The organism is Aeromonas veronii, assembly GCF_040215105.1.
GTDB lineage: Bacteria > Pseudomonadota > Gammaproteobacteria > Enterobacterales > Aeromonadaceae > Aeromonas > Aeromonas veronii_G.
The window spans coordinates 2821890-2840656 of sequence record NZ_CP157875.1 but is presented as its reverse complement, the minus strand read 5'-3'; the positions used below and the strand labels follow the sequence as shown (position 1 = coordinate 2840656).

The following is an 18767-nucleotide window of genomic DNA, read 5'->3' as shown; positions in this document are numbered from 1 at the left end:
TATGACGCTCTACAGACAATTATTGGCAACCATGTTGCTTCTGTTCGGATTGCTGTTTGCCGCCACCTATTGGGTGCAGTTCAATTCGACCCGCAACTATCTGGCACAGCAACAGGAAACCACGGTGATCAACACCGCCACCTCCCTGGGGCTGGCGTTGACGCCTTATCTGGAGAATGGCGACAAGGTCAGCGCCGAGTCGGTCATCAAGGCCGTGTTCGATGGTGGTTATTATCAGCTGGTGCGTCTGGACTTGCTGGCCTCCAAGGATGTGATCGAGCTGGATAACACCAACAACATCCAGGGAGTGCCCCAGTGGTTCATCGGATTGGGATTGTTTCCTGAGGTATCCAACGAATCTATTTTGACCTCTGGCTGGTTGCAGCTTGGCAAACTGAAGGTCGTGGGCCATCCCGGGCAGGCCTACTACGAACTCTGGGAAGGGATGAGTAAGCTGGCCAGCTGGTTCCTGATCGGGTTCTTGATCACGACCATCTTGTTGATGCGGGCCCTGAATTATCTGCTCAAACCCCTCAAGCTCATCTGCGATCAGGCCGTCGAGATTGAATTGCACCACTTCGGGCATGCCATCCCGGAACCCAAGACGCGTGAATTGAAGCAGGTGGTACAAGCCATCAACATCCTGTCCAGCAAGCTGGCCGTGCAGTTCAAAGAACAGGCCGACGAAGCGGAAAATCTGCGTGCCCGCGTCTATGTGGATGCGGTCTCGGGTCTTGGCAACCGCTCCTACTTTGTGGGGCAGGTCAACGCCTGGATTGCCGAGGCAGGGCAGGGCGGCGTCATGCTGGTCGCCGTGGACATGCTGGATGATCTCTATCGGGAAGAGGGGTTCGCCGCCCGGGACAACATGGTGAAATCCATCGCCCAGGTGCTCAAAGAACTCCTCAATGGTTGGGATGGATCCGCGCTGGCTCGGATCTCGGCCACCGAATATGCCCTGCTTTGTCCGACCGATGATCTCTCCCGCCTCAAGGAGCTGGCCGAGACCATCAATAGCCGTATCGCGGATCTGGTCGTGAACCCCATGGGTGAGGGGCGTGCGCTCTCCGTCATCGGCATCGCCGGGCGCGATGGCAGCGACGATCTCTCCGCTCTGCTGACCAAGGCGGACAATGCCCTCGGCAAGGCGCGCAACGAACGCCGTGGTGCCGTGGTGATGGAAGGTGGCACAGAGCAGGGGCTGATGGGCCGTCTGGCCTGGCGCGACCTGGTACAAGATGCCATTGCCAGAAGCTTGTGGCGCTTCAAGGCGCAGCCTGCCTGTCGCTTTGACGATGGTGCCCGGCTGCATGCCGAGCTGTTCGCCTCCATTTCGCGAGACGGGACGGATTACTTTGCCGGCCAGTTCCTGCCGGCCATCGAGCAGTTCAAGATGGGACCCGAGTTCGATCAGGCCGTGCTGGAGGCCTGCGTTCCGTTGCTCCAGCAGCAACCCGATCTGGTGCTCGCCGTCAACATCACCGCAGGTTCACTCTGTTCCGATGAATTCCTGAGCTGGTTGCGAGACTATCTGGGCCAGCATGGGGAGCTCAAAGAGAAGCTGCTGTTTGAAATTCCCGAGGCCGCCATCATGAAGCACAAGGATCAGGTGGCTGTCTTGGTCAGCGTGCTGCAAGAATATGGCTTCCAGTGGGGGGTCGATCATTATGGTCGCCACTTCCAGTCACTGGGCTATCTGGAAGAGTTGGCTCCGGCCTATGTCAAGGTGGATCACGGCTATACCAGCCAGATCATGGAGCCGGGGGCTGATACCTCCTTCCTGGCGGCGGTTTGCCGTGCGGCTCACAATGCCGGCGTCATCACCATCGCCACGCGGGTGGAGGATGAGCAGCAGGTCGAGATGCTGGCCAAGTTGCACATCGATGGTTATCAGGGCTTCGTCCATCCGGCGTTCCCGCTCTCCTGAGCAATATCAAAATCCAAATGGGCCCCATTGTGGGCCCTTTTTTATATCCATTTAGAATAAGCTTTCGTTTTTTTGGGTTGGTATCGATGAATGGGGTAGATGTCGATTTGTTAATCTATTGATTTATTTGTGTAAAAATTCACCATTCGATTCGCTGCATCAGAGTGGGGTGAACAGTTTCAAATCAGTACATTTTTGCAACGGAAGCCGACGGGGGGGAAATCTAAGGTGTATGCATCAAGATTTGTCACCCTGGAGCAATGGATATGCGTACCCAAATCATCGACAAGGCCGTCGTCGTCTCATCCGTAGAAGGCAATGTTCAGATCCTGCTGGCCGATGGCAGCAGTCGTCCCCTCCAGCCCGGAGAGATATTGCAGCCAGGGGCCAAACTCAACATCGCCGACGACGCCAAGCTGATGCTGGCCCCTTATGATGACGGCCCCAATGTTGCGCCAGAGGCCCCAGCCCCCACGGATGCGCCAGCACAGGGAGATCCTTCCTCATCGGCCGAGAACAAGGATGTCTCGCCAGAAATCGCCGCGTTGCAAAAATCCATACTGGAAGGGGTTGACCCGACCAAGAACTTCGAAGCCGCGGCTGCGGGCGGCGCTCCGGCCGCTGGTGGTGGTGGTGGCGGGATTGGCGGGGTAGCCGGCGCTAGCGGCAATGGCGGTTTTGTCGTCATCGACCGCATTGGTGATGCCACCATTGCTAGCGCGGGCTTTGATACCAGCCATGACGCGGCTGCCGGGCAAAATCCGGTACAAGCAGATGATCTGCTGCCTGACAACCAACTCGACGATCTGGATGAGTTCGCCGTGACGCAGGAAGATCAGTCCGTCAGCGGCGACCTGCTTGCCAACAGCACCAACCCTGATGGTCCCTTTGGGGTGTCGATCCTCACCTACAGCTGGGGCAACAACATCGGCGTGCCAGCCGGGGTGGCAACCACGCTGGACGGGATAGGCACGCTGATCATCAATGCCGATGGGACCTATACCTTCACTCCGGCCCTCAACTATACGGGCCCGGTTCCCCCGGCCGATTACATCGTCACGGATGGGGCCGATACCAATCCTTCGACACTGATCATCACCATCACTCCGGTAGATGAAGGGGTCTCTCTCGGCGGGTTGGCGGTGGAGGGGGGCGAGCTTCTCCTCAATGAAGCCGCCCTGGCCGATGGCAGTGCACCGGATGCCGCGGCTTTGACCAAGGGCGGTACCTTTACCTTCAATGCGGCCGACGGGATCCAGAGCCTGACCCTGGGTGGGGTGACGCTCATCAGCAATGGTCAGGTCATCACCAGTTTCCCGCAGACCATCCCAAGCCCGCTGGGCAACCAGTTGCTGGTGACCGGTATCAGTTACAACCCGGTGACCGGTGTCGGTAGCGTCAACTACAGCTATACCCTGAGCGACAATGAGTCTCACACCCAGCCAGCCAATGACACGGCGCTGACCGAGAGCTTCGGTGTCGTGTTGACAGACAGCGACGGTGACAGTACCAGCGCCAGCCTGGATGTGGTGATCCTCGATGACGTGCCGAGCGTGTCTGTGGTGCCAGGTTCTGCCGAGCTGGGTGTGCTCAGCGTGGACGAGAGCCTGCCGCAACTGGGCGGTGCGGACAACGACGGCGTTGCCAGTGTGACGCTGGCGGCCTCAGTGGTGCAGGCCCAGTTTAGCCATGCCTTCGGGGCTGACGGGGCGGGCAGTATCGGCTACAGCCTCTCTCTTGGTGGCAACAATGTAGCGAGTGGTCTCTATGCGGTCGATCCGCAAGCTGCCAATGGTCAGGGTACCCAAATCGTGCTCAACCAGGTCGGCAATGTCATCACTGGCAGCGCCAACGGGGTGAGTTATTTCACCCTGACCATCAACCCTGCCACTGGCGCCGTGACCCTGACCCTGCTGGACAATATCTGGCAAGGGGATACCAGCAGCAATGATGACAGCGTCAGCCTGACCCTCGGCAGTGGCATCTTGACACTGGTGCAGACGGTGACCGACTCCGATGGTGACAGCGCCAAGGCCAGCCTGGATCTGGGGGCGAGTGGCGTGTTCCGCTTTGAAGACGATGGCCCGACGTCCGGTCTGGCCCCCGAGTTCCAGCGCCCCGGACTCGTGACGGTCGATGAAAGCCTGCCTGCACTGGGTGGTGCCGGCAACGACGGTATTGCCAGTGCGACCCTGACGGGGGCGGCCGTGCAGTCCCAGTTCAGTCATGTCTTCGGCGCCGATGGGGCTGGCAGCGTACGCTACAGCTTGATGCTCAATGGCGGCAACGTAGCCAGCGGCCTCTATGCCGTTGACCCCTCTGCCGCCAATGGCCAGGGTGCCCAGATCCTGCTCAATCAGGTGGGGAATGTCATCACCGGCAGTGCCAACGGGGTGAGCTATTTCACCCTCACCATCGATCCGGCCAGTGGTGCCGTGACCCTGAATTTGCTGGATAACATCTGGCATGGCGATACCGGCAATCATGACGACAGCGTCAGCCTGACCCTGGAGAGCGGTATCCTGACCCTGGTGCAGACGGTCACCGATGCCGATGGCGACAGCGCCAAGGCCAGTCTGGATCTGGGGGCCAACGGTACCTTCCGTTTCGAAGATGATGGCCCGACCACAGGGCCGGCTAGCGAGGCCCCGCGTCTGGGCTCTGTCACCGTGGATGAGAGCCTGCCTGCCTTGGGCGGTGTATACAGCGATGGCGTGGCCAGCGCGACCCTGGCGGCGGCCGCCGTGCAGGGACAGTTCAATGCGGCATTCGGCGCTGATGGAGCTGGCAGTATCGGCTACAGCCTGTCCCTCAGTGGCAGCGACGTGGCGAGCGGCCTCTATGCAGTCGATCCTTCTGTTACTAACGGTCAGGGGGCTCAGATCCTGCTGAACCAAGTAGGCAACGTCATCACCGGTAGCGCCAACGGGGTGAGCTATTTCACCCTGACGATCGATCCGGCCAGCGGCGCCGTGACCCTGAAGCTGCTGGACAATGTCTGGCACGGCAACACCAGCAACCCGGATGACAGCGTCAGTTTGACCCTAGAGAGCGGTGTGCTGACCCTGGTGCAGACAGTCACCGACGCCGATGGCGACAGTGCCAAGGCCAGCCTGGATCTGGGTGTGAATGGCACCTTCCGCTTCGAGGATGACGGCCCGACAGTCTGCCAGGTTGACGAAGCCCCGAGCCTTGGGACTGTCAAGGTGGACGAGAGCCTGCCGGCCCTGGGCGGTGCATACAACGATGGCGTTGTGAGCGCGACTCTGGCAGCCGTGACGGTGCAAGCACAGTTCAGCCATGCCTTCGGTGCCGATGGCGCCGGTCATATCGGCTACAGCCTGGCGCTCAGTGGCAGCAACGTGGCGAGCGGCCTCTATGCAGTCGATCCCTCTGCCGTCAACGGCCAGGGGGCCCAGATCCTGCTGAACCAAGTAGGCAACGTCATCACCGGCAGTGCCAACGGGGTGAGCTATTTCACCCTCACGATCGATCCCGCCAGCGGTGCCGTGACTCTGAAATTGCTGGACAACGTCTGGCACGGCAACACCAGCAATCCCGATGACAGTGTCAGCCTGACCCTGGAGAGCGGTGTCTTGACCCTGGTACAGACAGTCACCGATGCCGATGGCGACAGCGCCAAGGCCAGCGTGGATCTGGGTGTGAATGGCACCTTCCAATTCGAGGATGACGGTCCGACCGTCTGCCTGGCTGCCGAGGGGCCAAGCCTCGGGGTCGTGAAGGTCGATGAGAGCCTGTCGAACCTGGGCGGTGCATACAACGACGGCATTGTCAGTGCGACTCTGGCAGCCGCGACGGTGCAAGCTCAGTTCAGCCATGCCTTTGGTGCCGATGGTGCTGGTAGTATCGGCTATAGCCTGGCGCTCAGTGGCAGCAATGTGGCGAGTGGCCTTTATGCAGTCAACTCCTCTGCCGCCAACGGTCAGGGGGCTCAGATCCTGCTGAACCAGTCTGGCAATGTCATCACCGGCAATGCCAACGGCGTGGACTATTTCACCCTGACCATCAATCCCGCCAACGGCGAAGTGACTCTGAAACTGCTGGACAACGTCTGGCACGGCAATACCAGCGATCCCGACGACAGTGTCAGCCTGACCCTCAAGAGTGGCATCCTGACCCTGGTGCAGACCGTGACTGATGCCGATGGTGACAGTGCAAAAGCTAGCGTGGATCTGGGGGCCGGTGGCGTGTTCAGCTTCGAGGATGACGGCCCGACCGTTTGTCTGACAGAGGGGGCCCCACGCCTGTTGGCGACAGTGGATGAAAGCTTGCCCGCCCTGGGCGGCGCGGATAGTGACGGCATCGCGAGTGCTACCCTGACCGCAACCGCAGTGCAAGGTCAGTTCAGTCATGTGTTTGGTGCCGATGGTGCCGGCAGCGTCGGCTACAACCTGGTACTCAGTGGCAGCAACGTGGCGAGTGGCCTCTATGCAGTTAATCCCTCTGCCGCCAACGGTCAGGGGGCACAGATCCTGCTGAACCAGTCTGGCAACGTCATCACCGGCAGTGCCAACGGAGTGAACTACTTCACCCTGACCGTCGATCCTGTCACGGGTGCCGTGACCTTGACCTTGCTGGACAACGTCTGGCACGGCAACACCACCAGTTCGGATGACAGCGTCAGCCTGGCGCTCAAGAGCGGTATCCTGACGCTGGAGCAAACGGTAACCGATGCCGATGGCGACAGCGCCAAGGCCAGCCTGGATCTGGGGGCCGGTAAGGTGTTCAGCTTCGAGGACGATGGTCCGCAGTTGCGGGACCTGCAAGGTGGTGGCATCAGAGTACAGGTACAGGAAGATGCGCTGACGCTGGCTGGCGGCGCGCCCCACGAGGGCAATCATGAAAATGCCGGGCAGACCACCACGGCCAGTGATACTACGGGTTCCCTCAATACCCTGGTGAACTTCGGGGCAGACGGCCCCGGTGCATTCAGCCTCTCCAACAATGTCAGCTCCCTGACCGCGCAAGGATTGAGCAGCGGTGGCATGGCGCTGAGTTACAACGTCGTGGGCAATGTGCTGACGGCCTCGGCCGGGGGGACGGTTATCTTCACCCTGGCGGTGGCCGCCGATGGCGATTACACCTTCACCCTGAAGGGACCGCTGGATCACCCCGTCAAGGAAGGGTTGCCCAACGGCGACAATGAACTGCTGCCCGTGCCCATCGATTTCTCCGGGGTGCTGGTTGCGACCGATGGGGATGGCGACAAGTTATCCGGTTTTGGCAAAGGCGCCTTTGTTGTCGATGTGCAGGATGATATTCCGGTGGCCCAAGATGACTATGCCACCGTGCTTGCGGGGCAGTCCCAGAACATCAACATGGTGTTTGTACTCGATTTCAGCGGCAGCATAGATAACAACGAACTGAACGCCATGCTCGATGCGGTGCGTACCGCCGGGCAGACCCTGTTCAACACCTCGGGTGGTCAGGTCAAGATCCAGATAGTGGCCTTCGCCAGTGATTCTATTGGTTACCCTGTTGTCGACAATGTCACGGCGTTTACAAATTTGGTGAACTCGCTGAACCCGCAAGAAGGCGGTACGCGACCGCTTAACAGCAATACCAACTTCACCGACGCCATCGAACAGACTATGGACTCTTATACCCCGCTTCCGGGGTGGAATAATCAAGTGGTCTTCATCAGTGATGGCAATCCTAATGAGGGGAATGTGCCAGGTAACTCGTTACAACCTAGCACTGCGAATGACTGGAACACCTTCGTCGACAGCAAAGGTATCACTGTCACCACTATCGGTATCGGCGACGGAATAAACGATACCCGCCTACAGGATGTGGACCTCGATGCAGGTCCGAACAATACCCCGTTGCGGGTGAACGATTTCGGTGATCTGGTCGATACCCTGCTTAATCAGGTGATTGGTGGTCTGGTACAGGGCAACGTGCTCAATGGCTCCAACAATGTGGTTGGCGGTGGGGATGATGATGCCTATGGTGCCGATGGCCCGGGTTATATCCAGTCCATCAAGATTGGGGCGATCACCTACAGCTGGGATGGTGTGCTCGACGGCGATCAGCAACTGACTGCCGTGACCACTCCCGCGGGTGGCAAGTTGAGTTTCAACTTCTCCACCGGTGCATGGAGCTATCAGGCTCCCGCCAATGTGAATGGCGATCTGACCGAGGACTTCCAATACACCATCATCGACAAGGATGGCGATCCGGCCACCGCAACCCTGCACCTCTATGTCGAGGATGTGGGGTCGGTGGAAGGCTATGTGGATGAGGATGAGCTGCCCACAGGCATCACCGACAACGATGGCGTCACCAACAGTATCAGCGGCAGTGTTGCGCCGCTGATCGTCGGTCCGGACAACTCCGCCACCATCAGCCTCAACACCAACACCAGCGGCGTGACTGCGGCCAGCTCTGGTGGCGTAGCATTGGTCTATACGGTTGTCGGCGACACCCTGACTGCCACCGCCAATGGGGCGACAGTCTTCACGCTCCAGGTTGGTTCAAATGGCAGCTATCAGTTCAACCTGGTCAAATCGCTGGATCATCCGCTGGGTAACGGCGATGACAGCGAACTGCTGACCCTGGATTTTACCAGCATCCTGAAGGCGACAGGCGGCAGTGGCACCCTGGCTGGCAGCTTCCTCATCCATGTGGAAGATGACGTGCCCAAAGCAAACGATGAAAACGGCGGCACTGTCACCGAAGACGTAGCGGGCAGCCTGGGCGGCAACGTACTGAGCAACGATGCCTCCGGTGCGGATACCCCGGCTGCCTTCGTGGGCTGGAGTGCGACCGGTCACAACAACAGCTCGGCAGTAGCCTCCCTGAATACCTATGGCAGCTTCGTGCAAAACGGTGATGGCAGCTGGACCTACGTGCTGGACAACAGCCGCCCGGCTACCCAGGCGCTGGGGGCGGGGTTCAACCAGAGCTACGACGTCTGGTACACCATGAAGGATGCGGATGGGGACGAGAGCACTGCCAAGCTGACCATCACGGTCAAGGGGGCGAACGATACCTCTACCGTGGTAACGGTGGCAGCGACCGGTCCGGACCATCTGGTGTACGAGTCTGGTCTCAATCCGAACGGCTCCAATGCGGCGGCCACTACCGAAACGGTGCCAGGCAGCTTCACGGTGTCGGCCTCGGACGGTATCTTGAACGTGGTGATAGGCGGAACGACCTATACCCTGGCGCAACTGCAAGGCTTCAACGGCAGTCAGAGCGTGAATACCGGGGAAGGGATACTGACTCTGCTGAGCTACAGCGGTACCGCCAGTGGTGGGACGGTGAACTACAGCTACACCCTGAGCGCGACCATCGACAATGACAGCAAGCTGGGCGCGACGGGTACTGAATTTGACGACAGCGTGACCATCACGGTGAACGGGGTGGGTGGTACCACGGCGAGTGACCAGCTGATAGTGCGCATCGTGGATGACACGCCGACGGCGATGAGCGACAGCAACCCGAACACTGCGAGCGAGAGCAACCTGACGCTGACCGGCAACGTCATCACCAACGACGTGCAAGGGGCAGATGGTGCGGCGGTGACCGGCGGTACCCTGAGCGGTACCTATGGCAGCCTGGTGCTCAATGCCAACGGCACTTATACCTACACCCTCAATCCGGGCGACGTGGACTTCAAGGCGCTGACCGGGGGCAGTGTGGGTAGTGAAGTGTTCACCTACACCCTGACCGATGCGGACGGTGATGTGAGCACGGCGACCCTGACCCTGAGCATCAAGAACGACGATGACGGGGTGACCATCACCAACCTGACACCCAAGGCACAGGGCGGGGATGCCATCGTGTACGAGGATGACCTGCTGTCCACCCGGGGAGCGGGGGAATCAGCGGGGTCGGACAGCAGCAAAGAGTCGACCACTGTCACCGGCAACTTCAATATCAGCGCGCCGGACGGGGTGAAGACCCTGAGCGTGGGGAGTCTGCTTATCGTCAACAACGGGGTGGTGGCGAGCTTCCCGCAGAGCGTGACGACGCCGCTGGGCAATACCCTCAAGGTAACGGCGTACGACCCGGCGACGGGGCTGGTGAGCTACAGCTACACCTTGTTGGACAACGAGGCGCACCCGACGGCCAATAGCACCAACAGCCTGTATGAAGACTTCACCGTGACCCTGGTGGACAGTGACAATGATGCGGCGAGCAGCACCCTGAGCGTGCAGATTGTCGATGACGTCCCGACTGCGGTGAACGACAGCAACCCGAACACCGCGAGCGAGAGCAACCTGACGCTGACCGGCAACGTCATCACCAACGACGTGCAAGGGGCAGATGGTGCGGCGGTGACCGGCGGTACCCTGAGCGGTACCTATGGCAGCCTGGTGCTCAATGCCAACGGCACTTATACCTACACCCTCAATCCGGGCGACGTGGACTTCAAGGCGCTGACCGGGGGCAGTGTGGGTAGTGAAGTGTTCACCTACACCCTGACCGATGCGGACGGTGATGTGAGCACGGCGACCCTGACCCTGAGCATCAAGAACGACGATGACGGGGTGACCATCACCAACCTGACACCCAAGGCACAGGGCGGGGATGCCATCGTGTACGAGGATGACCTGCTGTCCACCCGGGGAGCGGGGGAATCAGCGGGGTCGGACAGCAGCAAAGAGTCGACCACTGTCACCGGCAACTTCAATATCAGCGCGCCGGACGGGGTGAAGACCCTGAGCGTGGGGAGTCTGCTTATCGTCAACAACGGGGTGGTGGCGAGCTTCCCGCAGAGCGTGACGACGCCGCTGGGCAATACCCTCAAGGTAACGGCGTACGACCCGGCGACGGGGCTGGTGAGCTACAGCTACACCTTGTTGGACAACGAGGCGCACCCGACGGCCAATAGCACCAACAGCCTGTATGAAGACTTCACCGTGACCCTGGTGGACAGTGACAATGATGCGGCGAGCAGCACCCTGAGCGTGCAGATTGTCGATGACGTCCCGACTGCGGTGAACGACAGCAACCCGAACACCGCGAGCGAGAGCAACCTGACGCTGACCGGCAACGTCATCACCAACGACGTGCAAGGGGCAGATGGTGCGGCGGTGACCGGCGGTACCCTGAGCGGTACCTATGGCAGCCTGGTGCTCAATGCCAACGGCACTTATACCTACACCCTCAATCCGGGCGACGTGGACTTCAAGGCGCTGACCGGGGGCAGTGTGGGTAGTGAAGTGTTCACCTACACCCTGACCGATGCGGACGGTGATGTGAGCACGGCGACCCTGACCCTGAGCATCAAGAACGACGATGACGGGGTGACCATCACCAACCTGACACCCAAGGCACAGGGCGGGGATGCCATCGTGTACGAGGATGACCTGCTGTCCACCCGGGGAGCGGGGGAATCAGCGGGGTCGGACAGCAGCAAAGAGTCGACCACTGTCACCGGCAACTTCAATATCAGCGCGCCGGACGGGGTGAAGACCCTGAGCGTGGGGAGTCTGCTTATCGTCAACAACGGGGTGGTGGCGAGCTTCCCGCAGAGCGTGACGACGCCGCTGGGCAATACCCTCAAGGTAACGGCGTACGACCCGGCGACGGGGCTGGTGAGCTACAGCTACACCTTGTTGGACAACGAGGCGCACCCGACGGCCAATAGCACCAACAGCCTGTATGAAGACTTCACCGTGACCCTGGTGGACAGTGACAATGATGCGGCGAGCAGCACCCTGAGCGTGCAGATTGTCGATGACGTCCCGACTGCGGTGAACGACAGCAACCCGAACACCGCGAGCGAGAGCAACCTGACGCTGACCGGCAACGTCATCACCAACGACGTGCAAGGGGCAGATGGTGCGGCGGTGACCGGCGGTACCCTGAGCGGTACCTATGGCAGCCTGGTGCTCAATGCCAACGGCACTTATACCTACACCCTCAATCCGGGCGACGTGGACTTCAAGGCGCTGACCGGGGGCAGTGTGGGTAGTGAAGTGTTCACCTACACCCTGACCGATGCGGACGGTGATGTGAGCACGGCGACCCTGACCCTGAGCATCAAGAACGACGATGACGGGGTGACCATCACCAACCTGACACCCAAGGCACAGGGCGGGGATGCCATCGTGTACGAGGATGACCTGCTGTCCACCCGGGGAGCGGGGGAATCAGCGGGGTCGGACAGCAGCAAAGAGTCGACCACTGTCACCGGCAACTTCAATATCAGCGCGCCGGACGGGGTGAAGACCCTGAGCGTGGGGAGTCTGCTTATCGTCAACAACGGGGTGGTGGCGAGCTTCCCGCAGAGCGTGACGACGCCGCTGGGCAATACCCTCAAGGTAACGGCGTACGACCCGGCGACGGGGCTGGTGAGCTACAGCTACACCTTGTTGGACAACGAGGCGCACCCGACGGCGGGTGGCAACAACAGCCTGTATGAAGACTTCACCGTGACTTTGGTGGACAGCGACAACGATGCGGCGAGCAGTACCCTGAGCGTGCAGATTGTCGATGACGTACCGGTTCAACCTGCCGATATCAATACGAGGATCGAGGAGTTCTCGAATCCGGGGACCAATCTGATGATCATCCTGGATACCTCGGGCAGTATGGATGAACCCTCAGGCGTTGCTGGATACGCTACTCGAATGGCTATTGCTAGAGCATCCATTTTGCAGCTTATCAATGACTACGATGATGTAGGGAACGTCATGGTAAGGCTGGTTGGGTTTGCCAGCACTGCAACGACCAATTTCCTTGGTTCTGGAGATATCTGGTTGACTGCGACCCAGGCGCTCAATGTCATCAACTCCATTACCGATACACTTGGCAATGGCGGTACTGACTATGACGACGCATTGATAAAAGCCATGTCGGCCTACAACTCAGCTGGAAAGATCATCGGTGGGCAAAGCGTACTGTACTTCCTCTCAGATGGTGAGCCAACGGAGAGCACTAACTGGTCTGGGGTTGCAGGGACGGGTAGCAGTGGTATCAATGCTGCCGAGCAGTCTGCTTGGCAAACATTCCTGACCAACAATGATATCAAGTCCTATGCGTTGGGTATGGGAACGGGAGCTACTGCTCCAGCCTTGGAGCCCATCTCTTACAATGGTGCGACTGGGACTGAACAGCCAGCCATTATTGTGACGGACCTGAGTCAATTAGCCAGCACGCTGTCGGGAACTGTACAGGTTCCAACAACAGGAAATCTGTTGGTAGATGCGGGCGTCGTGTTTGGTGCCGATGGTCCTGCGGCTTTGCCCATCACCAGCATCTCGCACGATGCCGATGGCAATCCGGCCACACCGGACGTGATTTATACCACCGCCTACTCCGGCTATAACGCCACAACCCATGTGCTGACGATTCCAACCCATGGTGGTGGGACTCTCTCAGTCAATCTGTTGACGGGTGCTTATAGCTACAGCTTGTCGCTGGATGTGGCCAATGACTATACCGAAACGTTCCGCTACACCATCAGTGATGCCGATGGGGATGTGAAAACCGGCGTGTTGAATCTGATCACGACGGATTCTAGTGAGGTCATTGTCTATGACAATAGCAATGATGCACTGGTGTATCAGGTCATGGTACCTGGGGCGACAACTCCCACCACACTGGCTGATTTTGGCAGTACCAGTAACAGCGCGAATAGCGGTGCAGGCTACAACCCCTGGGTCTATGACACCAACGGCACAGGCATCAGTGTGATCGATCTGGGAAATAACTCGATTGCCACAGCCGTGGCCAGTAATGGAGACAAATGGGTTGTCAGCACATTGAACGGCACAACTCTGGATGGCGGTGTCAGCAACGGTTCGCTGTCACTGGTGGACTCCAATGACGATGGGGTTGGGGCGGCACAACTGGTCACACCGGAATTTGCCACCACGGCGCTGGCGACGACGTTGAGCTTCCAGTACGACAGAAGCAATGTGAATGGCAATGATACCGTGGCATGGAATCTGTACAAGTTTGATGGCACTAACTGGATCTCGCTCTCCGGAGCTGGCCTGAGTGGCATCCTGTCCAGTGATCCCGGTGCAATGACCACGGTCACCACGGCAACGCTGGATGCGAATGCACGTTATCGAGTCTATTTCTCCGTCAATGACGGTGGTGGTAACAGCGATTCAACATTGCAACTGGATAACATCAAACTCAACGTCACTGCTGCCGCCACAGCTGCAATTGCCATCATGGTGGCACAGGGCAATGTGTTGACGGATCCTAATCACAACCTCATGAGCAGTGATCCCTGGGGAGCGACCGATTCCCTTGGCAGTGAAAATTCGGTACTCAAGATCTGGAATGGCAGCAGCTATGTGTCGGTGACAACCAGTCAGACGGTGACCGGTCTCTATGGGTCACTCCAAATCCAGAGCGATGGTTCTTACACCTATACCCCGAACTCTAACCTTGCCAACCAAGGGAAATCGGATGTTTTCACCTATCAGGTGGTACAAAACGATGGGGATCAGGATACAGCCCAGCTGACCATCAACATAGGTGCAACTGCCGCGACCGTGCCAACCCCCATTGAAGGAACCAGTGGGGACAATACCCTCAATGGTACGGTTGTCGACGATGTGCTGCTTGGTCATGATGGCAACGACATCATCCATGGTAATGGGGGGAATGATCATATTGAAGGTGGGGCCGGCAATGATACCCTGTACGGCGATAGCGGCAATGATGTATTGCTGGGGGGACTTGGTACCGACATTCTGGATGGTGGAATCGGTGACGACACGCTGCTCGGTGGACTGGGGGCGGACACCCTGACAGGGGGAGCAGGTAAAGATACCTTCAAGTGGTTGGCTGGTGATGCCGATGGCAGCACCGACAAAATCACCGACTTCACCCTGGGGACGGGGAGCAGTGGTGATGTACTGGATTTGTCCCAGCTTCTGGACAACGTGCCAGCGAGTGCCAACAACAGTGCCTTGGCCAGTGCTCTGAATAGTTATCTGACGTTCGATACAGTCAATAACAAATTGACGATAGATACCAATGGCAGCGCTGCGGGAGGTGGGCAGCTGACCGTTCAGTTCCAGGGAGGGCCAGACCTGACCCATGGAGGGAGCACGCTCACCAATCAGGACATCATCAAGCAACTGCTTGACGATGGTAACCTCAAGGTGGACCAACATCCTTGATGACGCAGACAGAGGGCAGGTTCGCCTGTCCTCTGTCGTTGGCGCCAGAAGGACGTTAAGATAGGCCAGATCAACGTTGTGAGGATGATATGGGTCCATTCAATTGGGTCGACATCGATGGCATTCGCTATAGCTGGGATGGGCAGGACAACATCGTCTGCTCCGGCCGCTTTGGCTATCAGGCGTCGATGACGGGTGACAGGCTCAATGGCCTGGAGCTGGAGACGGAAGACGGTGAGGTAGCGGGATCCCTCAACGTGGATTTCGCCGCGTCCAGCATCAGTTTCAGCCCGGTGGAGAGTGTCCCCATGCCTCACATGGTGGTGCTGGTCGGTCATGAATGGGGGCAACAGGAGTATGCCCTCTCGAGCTTGAGTGACAATGCCCTGCACGGCTTTCTCGGCCAGGAGGATGAACTGGACTGGCATTCGCTGGCGGTAGTGACGGCTTCCGAGCCCATGTCCCCGCCGCAAGGTCACGTTCTGTCGTGGGACGCCTTCCACTTCGAAGAAGATGAACTGCTCGGTGCACCGGCATCCGTGGTCGCGGTGAGCTCGCATGGTTCCCTGAATGGCGAGATCAGCATCAATATCGACATGACCAATCAGGTGTTGGAGCAGCTCCCTCCCTTGCACGATATTTGAATCTCATTCGGCGATGGGCATAATGACCTCAATCCAATCGATTGAGGTTTTTTTTCTATGTGGCGTCCCCTTCTTACCCTGTCTGCCCTGGTTGTCAGTGCCCCCCTGTTTGCCATTGAAGTGCCCCAGGCACCGCATCTGGTGGTCAGCGGTTATGCCGAGCAGAAGGCCGAGCCCGACATGCTGACCCTCAATGTCGCCGTGACCGCACTGGAGAAGCAGGGCATCAAGGCCAAGCAGCAGGTGGATACCAAGGTGGCCGCCTTCTTTGGCCAGCTGGAGAGCCTCGGCATCAAGCGCAGCGACGTGGAGGCCGGCAACCTGGTGATCTCCCCCGAGTATCAATATCCCCAGAACAAGCAGCCGGAGATGGTGGGTTATCGTGCCCAGCGCCAGCTCTCGGTCAAACTCTATCAGCTCGACAAGCTGAGCCAGCTGATGGACACCGCGCTCAAGGCCGGTCTGGAATCCGTCTCCCAGATTGAATACGGTCTCAAGTCCCCGCAGATAATCAAGGAGCAGGCCCGCCTTGGCGCCGTCGCTGATGCCACCAGCAAGGCGGAATCCTTGGCAAAAGCCTTTGGCATGAAGCTGGGCAAGGTCTACAGCGTCGAGTACCGCAACAGCTCGCCGGTGCCGGTGTACAGCCGGGCCATGAAGGCCGCCGCTGCGCCGTCCGCCGACATGGTGGAGAACAGCTACCAACAGCAACAGATCAGCATCACGGACAACGTGGAAGCCGTCTTCCTGCTGGAGTGATGACCCAGCCTGAATGCCTGTTTATACCAAGCCCGAGGCTCATCCCTCGGGCTTGTTGTTTCAGGTGGGCCGTGTCAGCGGATAAACACTCAGGCGGGGGGGAGGGGGCGATGCGGTACTCGTTGTTATCTGATGCCGAGTCCGCAAATCTGGGGATCAGCCCCGCTTGTGCCAGCGCAGGGCATCGATGACGAGTTCAAACGCCACCGGAAGGTGTTTACGGCTGGGATAATAGAGGTAATAGCCCGGAAATAGCGGGCACCAGTCGGTCAGCAGCGAAACCAGCTCGCCGGATGCCACCTCCTTTGCGACCAGATCGCTCGGGATATAGGCAATGCCACAACCCTCCCGGGCCGCCTGGATCATCAAGAAGGTATTGTTGAACACCGTCTGTCCCGCCACCTGCACGCAAAGAGGGTGATTATCCTGCTCAAACTCCCACCCATAGAGGGAACCCCGGGTCGGCAGCCGCAGGTTGATGCAGTTATGTGCCATGAGGTCCCGGGGGGCGATGATGGGATCCTTGCCGAAGAGATAGGCAGGGGTTGCCACCACCGCCATCCGGATATCCGGTGTCATGCGCACGGCAATCATGTCCTTGTCGACCTGATCCCCCATCCGTACCCCCGCATCGAACTGCCTGGCTGCGATATCCGTCAACTCGTAATCCATGCTGAACTCCACCCGGATATCCGGGTGCTCCCTCAACAGGGGCTGCAGACGGGGCAACAGCACGGTCGAGATGGCGTGATCGTTGGCGGTGATGCGTACCGAGCCGGCGGGTTTGTCACTGGCGGTGCGCAAGGCGGCTAGTTCGGATTCAATTTCGTCCAGCCGGGGGGCCAGCATGCTCATCAGACGGTGACCCGCGTCGGTCGGGGAGACGCTGCGCGTCGTGCGGGTCAGCAAGCGTACGCCGAGGCGATCCTCGAGGGAGAGCAAGGTATGGCTGAGGGCCGAGCGGGATACGCCAAGCAGGGTGGCCGCCCGGGTGAAGCTGCGCTCTCTCGCCACTGTCACGAAAGCCTGGAGATCGCCGAGTTTCTCTTTGGTCATGATTGGTGAGTTATCTGCACAGGTGTGTGTTGATTTGCCCATCTTATCATCCAATCTGCCTTTCTCTACACTGCCGTTGTTGGGATGGCTGCAGCGCGCCGCCCAGTCTTGAACCCTGTCTGGAGGTGAGATGATGAGCAATCCCTTGAGTGAGCAACAACAGGCGATGATCCCCATCGCGGCATTCACTGCAAAGGGTGACATGGCTGCGCTCGGCACGGCGCTGCACCATGGGTTGGATGTGGGCATGACCATCAACGGCATCAAGGAGATCCTGGTGCAGCTCTATGCCTATGCCGGATTTCCCCGGAGTCTGAACGCGCTCTCGGCATTCATGGCAGTCCTGGCGCAGCGCCAGCAACAAGGTCTGACAGACGAGGTGGGCAGGGAAGCCACCCCTCATCCCGAACCGTGGGACGCTCTGGTGGAAGGGACCCGCAACCAGACTCGACTGGTGGGTCAGCCCGTGACGGGGGCGTTGTTCGCGTTTGCCCCGGCCATCGACGGTTTTCTCAAGTCCCATCTTTTCGGGGATATTTTCCAGCGCGATGTGCTCGACTGGCAGACCCGGGAGCTGGCAACCATAGGGGCGCTCGCCGCCATGGCGGGGGTCAACAACCAGCTGAAGAGCCATCTTGCGATGAGTCTGAACACTGGGTGGACCGTGGCACAGCTGCGGGGATACGTGAGTACCCTGAAGGCAAGCTGCGGGGATGAGATGGGTCGCAATGCCGAGGCGGTGCTCAATGAGCTGCTGGCGAGTCAGCAGACGGGAGACGCAGGGTCTGGCGAGGAAAAACGATGAACACTGAATTTGACGGGAACGGGCTCTTCCCCAAAGGAGCCAGGAACGAGGCCTATGCCCAGTACTTCACCGGTACCAGTTATCTGGCGATGCTCTCCACCCAGGGCGTCACCATCGGCAACGTGGTGTTTGAGCCGGGCTGTCGCAACCACTGGCATGTTCACCACCAAGGCGGGCAGATCCTGATCGTGACCGGCGGGCGAGGGTGGTACCAGGAGTGGGGCCAGGCTCCCCGTGCACTGGCGGCGGGGGATGTGGTCCATATCGCGGCGGGTGCCAAGCACTGGCACGGGGCCAGCGCCGACAGCTGGTTTGCACACCTGGCCATCGAAGTGCCGGCCGAAGGGGCGAGCAACGAGTGGCTGGAACCTGTCTCCGATGCGGCGTACCAGGGGCTGTCCCGATGAAGTGGCGGGGCGCCACAGATGAAAAAAATGCCGGTCATCGACCGGCAT

At 59.3% G+C, this 18767-nt stretch carries 7 protein-coding genes; 6 read left to right on the top strand and 1 reads right to left on the bottom strand.

Annotation, left to right across the window (positions count from 1 at the left end; genetic code table 11):
- The first annotated feature begins 1 nt into the window (after position 1).
- The 4 genes from ABNP46_RS13065 (at position 2) to ABNP46_RS13050 (ending at position 16451) form a co-directional block, all read left to right on the top strand.
- The gene (locus tag ABNP46_RS13065; RefSeq protein WP_349918331.1) at positions 2 to 1927 is read left to right on the top strand and encodes an EAL domain-containing protein; all 1926 of its coding nucleotides are present in this window, start codon (positions 2 to 4) and stop codon (positions 1925 to 1927) included.
- Positions 1928 to 2193: 266 nt separating this feature from the next.
- On the top strand, positions 2194 to 15048 hold the full coding sequence (locus ABNP46_RS13060) for a retention module-containing protein (protein WP_349918330.1): 12855 nt from the start codon (positions 2194 to 2196) through the stop codon (positions 15046 to 15048).
- Between the two features lie 89 nt (positions 15049 to 15137).
- On the top strand, positions 15138 to 15692 hold the full coding sequence (locus tag ABNP46_RS13055; RefSeq protein WP_349918329.1) for a hypothetical protein: 555 nt from the start codon (positions 15138 to 15140) through the stop codon (positions 15690 to 15692).
- Between the two features lie 57 nt (positions 15693 to 15749).
- On the top strand, positions 15750 to 16451 hold the full coding sequence (locus ABNP46_RS13050; RefSeq protein ID WP_349918328.1) for an SIMPL domain-containing protein: 702 nt from the start codon (positions 15750 to 15752) through the stop codon (positions 16449 to 16451).
- Positions 16452 to 16607: 156 nt separating this feature from the next.
- Here the strand turns inward: ABNP46_RS13050 and ABNP46_RS13045 are convergent, their stop codons facing one another.
- Complete coding sequence (locus tag ABNP46_RS13045) at positions 16608 to 17507, bottom strand: LysR family transcriptional regulator (protein ID WP_349918327.1); 900 nt, start codon at positions 17505 to 17507, stop codon at positions 16608 to 16610.
- Between the two features lie 130 nt (positions 17508 to 17637).
- Between ABNP46_RS13045 and ABNP46_RS13040 the strand changes: the two genes are divergently transcribed.
- Positions 17638 to 18312, top strand: a complete 675-nt coding sequence (locus ABNP46_RS13040) for a carboxymuconolactone decarboxylase family protein (RefSeq protein ID WP_349918326.1) — start codon at positions 17638 to 17640, stop codon at positions 18310 to 18312.
- Positions 18309 to 18719, top strand: a complete 411-nt coding sequence (locus tag ABNP46_RS13035) for a cupin domain-containing protein (RefSeq protein WP_349918325.1) — start codon at positions 18309 to 18311, stop codon at positions 18717 to 18719. Before ABNP46_RS13040 ends, ABNP46_RS13035 begins: the two co-directional genes overlap by 4 nt.
- Positions 18720 to 18767 lie beyond the last annotated feature (48 nt).

Bases quoted from the DNA above. Each gene is read 5' to 3' on its own strand.
- ABNP46_RS13065 (WP_349918331.1), top strand. From the start codon at position 2: ATGACGCTCTACAGACAATTATTGGCAACCATGTTGCTTCTGTTCGGA.
- ABNP46_RS13060 (WP_349918330.1), top strand. From the start codon at position 2,194: ATGCGTACCCAAATCATCGACAAGGCCGTCGTCGTCTCATCCGTAGAA.
- ABNP46_RS13055 (WP_349918329.1), top strand. From the start codon at position 15,138: ATGGGTCCATTCAATTGGGTCGACATCGATGGCATTCGCTATAGCTGG.
- ABNP46_RS13050 (WP_349918328.1), top strand. From the start codon at position 15,750: ATGTGGCGTCCCCTTCTTACCCTGTCTGCCCTGGTTGTCAGTGCCCCC.
- ABNP46_RS13045 (WP_349918327.1), bottom strand. From the start codon at position 17,507: ATGACCAAAGAGAAACTCGGCGATCTCCAGGCTTTCGTGACAGTGGCG.
- ABNP46_RS13040 (WP_349918326.1), top strand. From the start codon at position 17,638: ATGATGAGCAATCCCTTGAGTGAGCAACAACAGGCGATGATCCCCATC.
- ABNP46_RS13035 (WP_349918325.1), top strand. From the start codon at position 18,309: ATGAACACTGAATTTGACGGGAACGGGCTCTTCCCCAAAGGAGCCAGG.